This is a genomic window from Levilactobacillus yonginensis (genome assembly GCF_964065165.1).
GTDB classification, from domain to species: Bacteria; Bacillota; Bacilli; order Lactobacillales; family Lactobacillaceae; genus Levilactobacillus; species Levilactobacillus yonginensis_A.
The window spans coordinates 32,355-43,285 of sequence record NZ_OZ061551.1; the positions used below are offsets into that span (position 1 = coordinate 32,355).

A 10,931-nucleotide genomic window follows, 5' to 3' on the forward strand; every position below is an offset into this window, starting at 1 on the left:
CCTATCTTGTTTTATTAATTATGGCACAACTGTTCAGAAATTTATGTACCAAATACTAGGATAGGAGCAACTTTTTCTTGGTCATAAAAACACAATCCTTCCTATTATGGAATTATACTAAATCGTGTCCATGATTTCATACTACCTTCAACTAAACGCATTTCGATGAATAAAAATGGTCTGATCTCAGTAAAGTACTGAGATCAGACCATTAATTAAAACTAAATATAATTTTTCTAACTTAGTTGTTGCACTTAAACTACTGCATACTCATTTTTCAGTCTTACTTAATCTGCCTCGATGATAAATTTTCTTTTGGATTAAGTATTGATCCTGATCTTGAGTAATAAATAACGGAGAACTTTCTTCTATGACATTGCTAAACTCCAAACCATACCATGAAATAGGTGAGGCCGTAATTTTCTGCAAATAGATGCGCCCGCCAATCAATCTTCTATCTAACGAGCTTAACTTATCATTGACAATTAAATCTGCTGGTTGTTCCTTTATAATAACAAACTTAAAGTCGCCGACTTTCCGTTGTCGCTCTGTTGAATACGTGGGTATTTGTGGTTCTAAAATACCTTGTTCCACTAGATGATTTACAACTTGATGTAAATAGACACTAACGGATTGAGATTTCCTAAACCCTAAGTAAAATTGAACGTTAACAACATTATGCGTCTCAAGTAAATCAACTGTATAATTACTTTCATAAGGTGCATTGGTTTCATTGACTGTAACAAACCAATAAACTTTAGCTCTTTTAGGTTGTCTGTCGAGAATAGAATACATGGTACTACGCTTAATTTGGTAATCACCCTTAATTTTAGTCATATACACTAAGTTAGTCGTGAACAAAGGTACTGTATTGTCTGCGCTTAATTTAGAGAGTTGATCACGATAGTCAAGAAGTGAAACATACTCGCTTTCTTTCTCATAATGGTCTCTTCGTTTATTTCCAAAGTACCAAAGCCACATAATATAAAGAATGCCCAACATGATTGTTAACGTAACATAACCGCCATGAATAAACTTAACCAAACTTGAAATTAGAAAGATTAACTCAATAAAACCAAAAAACAAGGCAATTATAAGTGCTGTTCCCTTAGCCAGGTGTTTCTTTAAGAATTCATGCAAAAGCACAGTAGTCATAAGCATGGTAATAGTGATCGCTAAACCATACGCGGCCTCCATTTTTTGTGAACTACCAAAGAACCAGACTACACTAATTGTTATTATACATAGCATCCAGTTAACAGTTGCAATATAAATTTGATTTTTTATATTACTTGGATGTCTAATAACCATTCTAGGTAAAAATTTTAAGCCAATTGCTTCATCGACTAAAGTGTAAGAACCCGTAATCAACGCTTGAGAGGCAATAATTGCAGCGAGTGTGGCTAGCAAAATGCCAACTAGGCGCCAAGTTCCGGGGAGCATTTCATAAAAGGGATTTAAGTTCGATAAGTTCCTGTAAGCAGTATCACCTGCATGTCTAATTATCCAAGCACCCTGACCTAAGTAATTTAAAAATAGGGTACTATATACTAGTGGCCATGTTACATAAATATTCTGCTTGCCAACGTGACCCATATCGGAATATAAAGCCTCTGCTCCTGTGGTTGCCAAAAAGATACTTCCAAGTATAAAGATTCCCACTTTGTTAACTGGACTGAATAGTACCCTAATTGCATAATAAGGAGAAATAGCCTTCAATATCATTGGATAATTGATTAGATTAACGATTCCAAAGACAGCCAAAAAGCCAAACCATAAAATCATCACTGGTCCAAAGGATTTCCCAATCACACCTGTTCCAAAACGTTGAATCATAAATAATACGAGTAGAACAACTGTTGTGATAATCAAGACGTTATGTTGAGAATTACTAAACACCACAGGGCCAAGGTGTTGTTTTTTTAATCCCTCAATGGCTGAAGTCACAGTTACTGCAGGAGTTAATGTTCCATCGGCCAAAATGGCCGCCCCACCAATCAAGGCTGGCCAAATTAACCATTTTGAATTTTTTCGAACCAATGCATATAAAGCAAAAATTCCGCCCTCACGCTTATTATCGGCTTGCATTGCAATGACAACATACTTCAACGTTGTAATGATCATTAATGTCCAAAAAATCAACGAGATCGATCCAATCACGTAATTGGGAGAAATATTTCCCATTTTACCGGCGTCACCAATCAATGCATTCATAACATACAATGGTGAAGTGCCAATATCACCGTACACAATTCCTAAAGTAACAAGTGCCCCCGCAAAAGAAACACGTTCTAGTTGCTTATTCATATTTGCTTGCCTCCAACGCTAATTATTGAAATATAGCACTGCAAAATAGTAAGCCTAAACACGAAGAAAAGCAACTATGCCAGCAGTGGCTTAGTTACTTTTTATCTAATAAAAGATCGTCCGCAACCGGCCAAAGTAAAGTGCTCCATAATTGTTAGACAAGAAATCTAACAGTTATGGAGCACTTTAGTCAGGGTGTCATTCTTGTATGACATCTCGTCGATGGTTTAATAAACACGGAATCAGATTCCAAGAAAAAAACTTTAGTAAACACCCTCCAAAACTATAAGTAAAGAAAATAGGGTCCCTATTTTCTTTTAATACCGTATTTCACACGGTATCGAATAAAGGTCGTCCGTTTAATACCTGTATTTCGGGACACATCAATGTCACTCATGCCAGCTCGATAAAGCTTAAAAGCATGTTGCAAACGGGGATCATCTTTGGCATATTGGGGTTTGCGCCCATGATATTTACCCTGCTGCTTAGCTAAGGCAATCCCTTGTTGCTGACGCTCAATGATCCGCTTACGTTCACTTTCAGCTTGGTATTTATAAAGTTCAATAATGAGGTTGGTCATGAGTTGACGTAAATTGGGGTCAGCAATCCCTGTCATGGACGGTAAATTCAACACATCTAGGGTGGCACCCTTATTTTGAATGGAGTTCATGATCTTAGTCAAATCATGGTTGTTTCTGCCTAAGCGATCTAATTCAGTGACCATTACAATATCACCCTCACGAATATAGGCCAGCATTTTTTGCAGTTCTGGCCGATTAGTGTTAGCCCCACTTAATTTATCCGTAAATAATTTATCAACGTCTTTTAAAGCCGCTAACTGTCGATCTAAATGTTGCTCCTTGGAACTCACACGCGCATAACCGATTTTAGCCATTTCCAGTTCTCCTTTTGGACAGTTCTAATGAACACTTGTAATTCCTAGTATAGCACAGAATCAAAAACGGCCAATAGGGTATACCCTATTGGCCGTTTTTGATCCATTATCAATGGCTTTTTAAATTAGGGCCTAGTACTTTTGGAATGGAAATACTTTCCAACACCAAAAATTCTAGACCCTCAAAAACTTGAACATGATTGTTCCGAGCTGTATTGAAGATCGTTTCGGGTAGCGATTTATCGGTAACAATGTAGTTAATCGCGCTCATTGGTGCACTCATGTATAGTTGATGCTTACCGATTTTAGTGTGATCCACCAACAGCACAACCGCATCGGCATGAGCGGAAAAAGCTCGCTTGATATTAGCCTCTAAATCATTGGCATCCCTAGATTGCATAATTAAAGTTACCACCCAGTAAATGTGAAAAAAGACTATGGCAATAGTCAGGTGCTCATGTGTGATTACACGCAGGCAAAGGAGATTAAAGTCGTGCTTAGCGAGATTGCTGATCAGGTTGCTGGCAGACTTCGTCACCATCAAGCACAAGGTGAAGTGGTTAGCGTTGGGATTGATTATGCTGATGCAGAAGAAGCGGGCACCTCCGGTTTCGGTGTGCAAATGAAGATTGATCCCACAAACCACACTGACAATTTGAGCCCAAAAAAACGTCCGCACGTCCAACCGTACAATTCTTGTCCGGACCATTGACATTCTTGCCGAACGATTTGGCAGGTCATGCATGAATTAGGCATTCAATCGACTATGTATCGAAAACGTCCTAAAAAGCCTACAACCAATACTGACACGTCGCAGAAGCCTAATTTAATGAGACATCTAGCTGATTTATCTGGGGTCGTTACCATTGACATCACCTATATTCACCTGATCAATCAAAACTGGGTTTATCTCGCAACTTTGTTTGTCGTTCCTCGGTCACATCAAAACAAAATAAAACACTGGTAAAAGACCTGATGATGCGTGAATTTAAGAAATAACCAAGTGCCTTCGTCAGACCGTAACTTCTTTTGTCCGGCCTATTGACATTCTTGCCGACGTAGAGCCAAATAAAGACCCTGAAGAATAATAATATTCTTCAGGGTCCTCTTTAAATAATCTATATTCGCTACAGATATATTTATTTAATGGGGTAAATTCTATAATTAATCCGAACAAAAATTAAAAAAAGCCCAAAGCAATCTCTTACAATGGTAGTAGCTAATTCCAACCAACTATAAGGAGCGATTACTTTGGGTATCTCTACTTTATCAAGTTTTCAACGTGGCGCGCTAGCACAACTAGTCAGTGAAGGTCATCATACTTACCAAGATATGGCTGACGCTTTAGGCGTTGCCAAATCTACCATTCACTATGAATTGAACCGGGTTAAACCTTATGACCCTGAATTGGCCCAACAAGATGCTGATCGCAAAAGACGGGCTTGCGGTCGCCATTCGATTCTAACATCATCATTAGTGACTTTAATTACCAATCACTTGCGATTAACCTGGTCACCAGAAGCGGTCGCGACTGCTTTTAACTTGGGTACCGCTTCAATTTATAATTGGCTTAATCGTGGCTGGTTACCTTTCGAATTAGCTGATCTACCTAATCGAAATATCCGACAGTGTCGAGTTAATGAACACCGTGGCACATTTACAAGTGGGACTTCGATTGAACAACGACCAACAATTGTTAATCAGCGGTTAGCTTTTGGTCATTGGGAAGTAGATACAGTGCTTTCTGGCCGGAAAGCGTCACGAGCATGCCTGGTCACTTTTGTAGAACGTAAGACGCGACTTCTATGGGCCATAAAAGCCCCTAACCGAACTGCCAAGGCCTTAAATAGCGCCTTTGAAAAGTTTATGAGAACCTTTGGTTCCCAAGTGAAATCTATAACTGTTGATCATGGTAAAGAGTTTGCCGATTATCAATCCATAGAACAAGGCTATCAAATTAAAGTTTATTTTTGCCATCCATATTCACCATGGGAACGGGGTTCCAATGAATATTTCAATCGACGGTTACGTTGGTTCTTCCCGAAAAAGACTAACTTTGGCCAGGTAACGACAGATGAAATCCTGGCAGCGCTTGAACTTATTAACCAACGGCCATTAAAAATCCATCATCAACAAACTGCCATTGAAAGTTTCCGGGCTTGTTCGGATTAAACTTGTAATTTTCCATGGTTAATCATTACGACGTTTCTTGATACCAAGAAAACCGTATAAACTTCCAAACATTGCCAACAAAATACCAATAAATGACATTGTTTGACTTTGACTATTGTTTTCACCAGTTTGAGGTAATTCTGGTGAATTAACAGCACCGTTGTTAACTTTAGATCCTATATTAGTCGACGTATTGATTACTCCATTGTTAGTAGCGTTACTTGGCTTTTTCGGAGTTGACGGCTTATTTGGTACGTCTGGTTTCTCCGGCGTCGATGGCTTGTTCGGTACATTCGGTTTCTCTGGCGTCGATGGCTTATTTGGTTCCGTTGGCGCAGTCTTCTTAATTAAGTGAACGTAGAATTGTTGCACAGTGCCATCCTGGCTATAGACAACCCCATCAGTTGGGTAGTTATCACTGACAAATGTGTAGCCATTGCCTAAATAGCCATCAATCGTTGGCTTTGTTCGATATGAGTCCATCGTATTGAAATTACCGCTCAGATCTTTGGTTTCTAGCGTTTGACCATTTGCATCGTCAATGTATGTGACCTTAGCTGTCTCTTTATTTATCGCATACGTTACAGTTGTCACTACATTAGCACTAGTTTCCGTCAGACCTGTGACTTCGTCGACTGACTGATGATCGGGCGTATAACCGGTGATTACAGGCGAAATTTTTTTATTAAACGTCGTATCCCCGTTGGTTGCAGTCCATGCTTGATACAAACTGTCGCCTGTAACCTCATCAATGGTCCCTGTCCGCGTAAACGTCACTTGATCGGTTTTGTCATCCGCCGCCTTTGTGCCGTCGGTATAAACATAGTGAACGGTTTGCGTAACAACCTTGTTTAAAGAATCTTTTTCAAAACCGTTCGGCCACTTTGGACCATTTGGCACTGTAGGATCAAACGGCTGCCCCGTTTTACCTGGCGTCGTAACCGTTGCCGTAGCAATTTTGTGCTTTAAATGAACAAGAAATTGCTGCTTTGTAGTGCCGTCTCCATATTTAAATCCTTTTGTAAAATCATTGCTAACCACTTCATAACCAAGATTTGCATATGCGTTCAAAATGTTGGTTTGATCATAGTTTGAAATCGAAGAGGTCCGCCCACCTTTGAGATTTGTATAGTGAAGCATTTTATGAGTGGTGTCATCAAGATAGACGATTGTGGCCTGCTGTGGATCAGGATAAAGGTGGTAATAAGTATCAACAGCAGGGTTACCGGGTGTTTCAAACGGTGCAATTGCATATCCCTTAGAAGGGTCGCCAGCATACCAGAGATGTAGCTGATGAAAACCTTTTGTTCCAAATTCAGACCCACGGGCCGCATCATCAGTAACGTAATAAACGTATCCTGTCCAGCCAGTAGCTGTTGGGTAATGAATGTAATGTTCATCAGTGTAAGGCAGGATTGCCGTTGCATCGTTAGGATCATTCAAATACATAAAAGTTGGCTGCCCTGTCCATGGGTTGGTCTGAGTGGGATCACTAGTCGGTTCGGTGTAGAGGTCGTGATCCGATTGCAAAGTGGCAGAGGCTGTAATGTCAGTGGCAGGCGTGGTATCAGTATCGGATAACAGATCTAGGCTAGTGGCTCTACCTACGCTCAAATTTTTTGCTGCAGCCATCAACTCAGTTTGCTCAGTAGATGTTGATGAAGTTACCGCTTGTACCTCACTCGTAGTGTCTGAATGATTGTCTGCCTCAGCATTGGAACTCGCTGTCGAAGCAACACTCACAGAATCGGAGTGAGATGATGCAGCAGCACTATTATCTATTTTTTGTTGACCAGAGCTTGCAGACGAACTAGAAACTTCAGTGCTAGTTGGCGTTGATGCGTTCGTTTTCACTGCAGACGTTTGTGATTCAGAGTTGCCTGTATCAGCTGACTTATCACGCGACCAGTTCGTTTGTATTCCATTTTTATCAGTATCTGTTAAGTTTGATAGGGTTTTACCGTCAAGATTCTTTTGAGAAGTTGCATTATCGGCCATTGGCTGAACAGCACGCTTCGTATCACTGGCACCTACAGTAGCTGCTGATTGATCAGCACGCTTCGTATCATTGGCACCTACAGTAGCTGCTGGTTGAGCAGCACTCTTCTTATCACTGGCACTGCTTGCTACAGTAGCTGCTGATTGAGCAGCGCTCTTCGTATCACTAGTGCTTTTTACAGTGGCGGCAGTTAAGTTCCCTGAGGTGGTATCAGCATGAACTGCTACCGTTGATACCCCACCGAAGACAAAAAAAGACATTGTAGCAATTGCGGCAAAAACGAATTTTTTGCCATCTTTATACATTTTATAATGTAATTTCTTTTCTCCCATTATAAATTCCTTCCCGCTCAATTATATTGAGCTAACCTATTTTTAATTTCTTCCTTTATAAACTCCTGTAAACTCCTTCCCCTCAATTATATTGAGCTAACCTATTTTTAATTATATACTCGTAGAATAAGAATGACATGCCTAATTCTGCAAAATAAAGCACTTTTTTGTAAATAGTCAGGGAGATATCATGAATCAGTCAACTTTTCAGCTACTTGGTAATGTTGCTTCAGCAGATTTCTACCTTTGTGAAGGCAGTGATATTACTTTAATATCTGATAATAATGCCTATAATATGAAAGCTTTAGCCCAAGAAGCGCTTAAACTGCGTGTTCCTAATTCTTTGACCGTTATTGATTTAAACAACTTCTACGTTGGTATGATCCCTATTGATCATAATCAGATATTGACCATGATTCCTCATATTAACACCACCAATATCCCATTCAATTATCAGGAAATCACTAATTTTATCGGGTCTAGAATTTTTGGTGTTGGAAAGTATTTCCATTCCAAAAGTACTAGGCCCTAATTTAAAAAGCCATTGATAATGGATCAAAAACGGCCACTAGGGTATACCCTAATGGCCGTTTGATATGAACTTATTTTGTTTTATATTTATCTTGAACAGCAAGAATTTTTGTTAAATATTCCATATCTAAATCTTTTCCCAAGGAGTCTTGATAATCTGTTTCAACGACAAATTCCTTCACTGTGCCACTCATGGTCTGATATATGAAATAAATATAAACGGGCTTTTTATTAACGAAGCGCTTTAATGCTTTATAATTAGACGTAAGACGATTCTTAACTGCGTCTAAAAAGCGTCCTTTAGGAATAACAATAGTTCTCATTTCGTGACTTTTGATGGGAATAAAACCAGTCGCCGAAATTTCATCGCCATTTTGAATATTCACCATTTGAAGGTAAGGATATAAGTCCTTATCTTCATATTGCTTTTTATAGTTCTTAGACTTTATCTTATCTATAAACAATAAAAATAAGCGATATGTCCAAGACCTTGTCGTATGCGTAGTCTTACTATTGCTGTCTTTGCACAATCTAAGTTTTACTCGAATGATGTATGGCAACAACTTTCGATATAGATAGAATTTCTTGTCTGTAACCATTATTCCTAGCAGTTCAGACGCTTCAGTGCCTAAACTGTCATTATATATGGAAATAGCTGTTTCAAAATTGTTGTTTCCTGAGGAGTATTCAAAAGATTGTCTCAGCTTCCTGTGACGATTTCTTAAAAATGTTATTACTGCTAATCCGAATGCTAACCAACCTACCGATATGTTAATGCTAATCCATTGGATGATATTTAAAATTAGTTCCCATGATTGACCTATAAATAATTGTATAACTTTCAACATTATAAAATCTTCTTTCTTATTTGTTTGCATTTGTATTATTATTTTTATAATTATCAAGCGTCTTACTGTTCTACGTCACCAAGTTTTAAAGCCTTCTTTCAAATTTTGTCCGTGTCCTACTAGTAATATAAGGATTAACCTGAAAGTTAATCCGTTTAAATTGGTTCTCACTAGTAATATAGCGATCAGGCAAATTTGTTTTAAAACTTGGATAGTGATATAGATTCCCTGTATAATGGTATTTTGTAGAGAAGTTAAGGCGGTGGCTATTTCCGATCGGAGGGTTGACCAAAACAACCGTCATTGGCCAGATATCACCACCTTGATTCATGGTTACAATGCCAATGATATTGTGGTTGATGCTGATCGGTTTATCCCACTACCAGAAATTCGAAATGTTTCAACATAAAAGGACGGAACGGTTACTTAATAATTAACCTTCCGTTTTTTTGATGCTTGTCTATTTGGCTTTATTTGTATCCTAGCTATATTAAATTATGAAGCCTAAACGCTAATCTGTTCGCGTATAATAAACTAGTGAGTAATTTAAAGGTGGGGGAAGGAATGTTTTTATGTTGGAACTGTCGTTTGAAAAAGAAGTTGTTAAAACCTTAACGACTGGAAGCAATCAATGGGTGGAACGCAAAGACCTGTATGGTGCGACGCCGGATCAATTATGGGCTAATTTTCGTGATAAATTAAATAACAATAACTATGCTAAATTGCAGGGACACCCTTTAACTGATACCGAATTTAATCAGGTTAAACGGGCGATTGAGGTCCGGACACCTTACGAAGCAGCTAAGTTACTAGCCGCCGAAAATGGCATTGGCAAAGTTGAAGTTGAACGTGATGATGCTAAGCTGGGCACGGTTACGCTCGAGTTGTTTTGGAAAGCGGACGTTGCTGGCGGTAAATCTAGTTATGAAGTGGTACGGCAAGCAGTGCGACCACGGTTAGCTGGTACTCAAGATGTCGATCCTGATCGCCGTTTTGACGTAACCCTATTGATTAATGGGTTACCCTTAATTCAATTGGAACTAAAAAAAGCCACGGTCGAACTTAACCAGGCTTTTAATCAAATTGAAAAATACGCACAGGAAGGTAAATATACGGGAATTTACTCGCTGTTGCAAATGTTTGTGATTATGACGCCGGATAGTACGGCGTATTTTGCGAATGCCGAACCGGATCATTTCAATAAAGCTTTTTTGTTTAATTGGCGAACGCGGGATAATCACCCCGTGGAAAACGGCTTAGCGTTTACGCGCCAAGTCCTTAATATTCCCATGGCCCACAAAATGGTCAGTGAATATACGGTCATCGACCAAGAACGTCAGAGCTTAATTCTCTTACGGCCTTATCAGATTTATGCGATTGAAGCCGTGATGCACCGGATTCATGACCATCAAGATGGCTTTGTTTGGCATACCACGGGTTCTGGTAAAACACTCACCTCATATAAAACCGCTAAATTAGCTGCGCAAGATCCCGGTGTCGATAAGGTCATCTTCTTAGTTGACCGGCGGGATTTAGACGAACAGACAACCAGCAACTTTAGTGCCTATGCTGCCAATGACGATATTGCCATTAACGAAGCCCAAAATACCGGTGATTTAATGCGTAAGTTGCAACAAAATGACGGTAAGGTCTTGGTCACCTCGATTCAAAAACTTCATCGGGCGGTCAAAAAAACGCAAGCCCAGCTGGCAACCGGTAAGCAATCCCGCTTTAGTAAGACTTTAAAGCAACGGGTGATCTTCTTTGTTGATGAAGCCCACCGGTCGCAATTTGGTAAGATGCAAAAGGAAATTCGGGCAGCGTTTGTCAATAGTAATTGGTATGGT

At 39.4% G+C, this 10,931-nt stretch carries 8 protein-coding genes and 2 pseudogenes; 5 read left to right on the top strand and 5 right to left on the bottom strand.

Going from position 1 to position 10,931, the window contains the following annotated elements; translation table 11 throughout:
• Nucleotides 1–270 precede the first annotated feature (270 nt).
• The 3 genes from AB3Y94_RS13035 to AB3Y94_RS13045 all read right to left on the bottom strand — a co-directional run bounded on the left by AB3Y94_RS13035 (nucleotide 271) and on the right by AB3Y94_RS13045 (nucleotide 3,743).
• Complete coding sequence (locus tag AB3Y94_RS13035; protein WP_044010381.1) at nucleotides 271–2,307, bottom strand: KUP/HAK/KT family potassium transporter; 2,037 nt, start codon at nucleotides 2,305–2,307, stop codon at nucleotides 271–273.
• A gap of 307 nt (nucleotides 2,308–2,614) precedes the next feature.
• Nucleotides 2,615–3,202, bottom strand: coding sequence for a recombinase family protein (locus tag AB3Y94_RS13040; RefSeq protein WP_003596518.1), 588 nt, complete (start codon nucleotides 3,200–3,202; stop codon nucleotides 2,615–2,617).
• Nucleotides 3,203–3,311: 109 nt separating this feature from the next.
• Complete coding sequence (locus AB3Y94_RS13045; protein WP_180375296.1) at nucleotides 3,312–3,743, bottom strand: DeoR/GlpR transcriptional regulator; 432 nt, start codon at nucleotides 3,741–3,743, stop codon at nucleotides 3,312–3,314.
• On the opposite strand from AB3Y94_RS13045, the pseudogene AB3Y94_RS13050 reads away from it, so the two are divergent.
• Both AB3Y94_RS13050 and AB3Y94_RS13055 read left to right on the top strand, forming a co-directional pair.
• A pseudogene (locus AB3Y94_RS13050) lies at nucleotides 3,639–3,860 on the top strand (DNA polymerase); the annotation flags it as partial. The gene AB3Y94_RS13045 and the pseudogene AB3Y94_RS13050 sit on opposite strands and share 105 nt — an antisense overlap.
• A gap of 593 nt (nucleotides 3,861–4,453) precedes the next feature.
• Nucleotides 4,454–5,374, top strand: coding sequence for an IS30 family transposase (locus tag AB3Y94_RS13055; RefSeq protein ID WP_367296577.1), 921 nt, complete (start codon nucleotides 4,454–4,456; stop codon nucleotides 5,372–5,374).
• Between the two features lie 18 nt (nucleotides 5,375–5,392).
• On the opposite strand, the gene AB3Y94_RS13060 is transcribed toward AB3Y94_RS13055, so the two are convergent.
• Nucleotides 5,393–7,726 carry a mucin-binding protein gene (locus AB3Y94_RS13060; protein WP_367296578.1) on the bottom strand — a complete coding sequence of 778 codons (2,334 nt, stop codon included), beginning with the start codon at nucleotides 7,724–7,726 and terminating at the stop codon, nucleotides 5,393–5,395.
• 169 nt (nucleotides 7,727–7,895) lie between these two features.
• On the opposite strand from AB3Y94_RS13060, the gene AB3Y94_RS13065 reads away from it, so the two are divergent.
• Nucleotides 7,896–8,237 carry a hypothetical protein gene (locus AB3Y94_RS13065; RefSeq protein WP_014919559.1) on the top strand — a complete coding sequence of 114 codons (342 nt, stop codon included), beginning with the start codon at nucleotides 7,896–7,898 and terminating at the stop codon, nucleotides 8,235–8,237.
• Nucleotides 8,238–8,307: 70 nt separating this feature from the next.
• Here the strand turns inward: AB3Y94_RS13065 and AB3Y94_RS13070 are convergent, their stop codons facing one another.
• Nucleotides 8,308–9,114, bottom strand: coding sequence for a hypothetical protein (locus tag AB3Y94_RS13070; RefSeq protein WP_367296579.1), 807 nt, complete (start codon nucleotides 9,112–9,114; stop codon nucleotides 8,308–8,310).
• 247 nt (nucleotides 9,115–9,361) lie between these two features.
• Here AB3Y94_RS13070 and AB3Y94_RS13075 point away from each other — a divergent pair.
• Together AB3Y94_RS13075 and AB3Y94_RS13080 are read left to right on the top strand one after the other, a co-directional pair.
• Nucleotides 9,362–9,493 (top strand): annotated as a pseudogene (locus AB3Y94_RS13075) (DNA-directed RNA polymerase subunit beta); the annotation flags it as partial.
• A gap of 163 nt (nucleotides 9,494–9,656) precedes the next feature.
• The coding region (locus AB3Y94_RS13080) for a DEAD/DEAH box helicase family protein (protein ID WP_367296580.1) at nucleotides 9,657–10,931 on the top strand (1,275 nt) is incomplete at its 3' end.

Coding starts and splice junctions, on each gene's coding strand:
- AB3Y94_RS13035 (WP_044010381.1), bottom strand. CDS start 2,307: ATGAATAAGCAACTAGAACGTGTTTCTTTTGCGGGGGCACTTGTTACT.
- AB3Y94_RS13040 (WP_003596518.1), bottom strand. CDS start 3,202: ATGGCTAAAATCGGTTATGCGCGTGTGAGTTCCAAGGAGCAACATTTA.
- AB3Y94_RS13045 (WP_180375296.1), bottom strand. CDS start 3,743: ATGGTGACGAAGTCTGCCAGCAACCTGATCAGCAATCTCGCTAAGCAC.
- AB3Y94_RS13065 (WP_014919559.1), top strand. CDS start 7,896: ATGAATCAGTCAACTTTTCAGCTACTTGGTAATGTTGCTTCAGCAGAT.
- AB3Y94_RS13070 (WP_367296579.1), bottom strand. CDS start 9,114: ATGCAAACAAATAAGAAAGAAGATTTTATAATGTTGAAAGTTATACAA.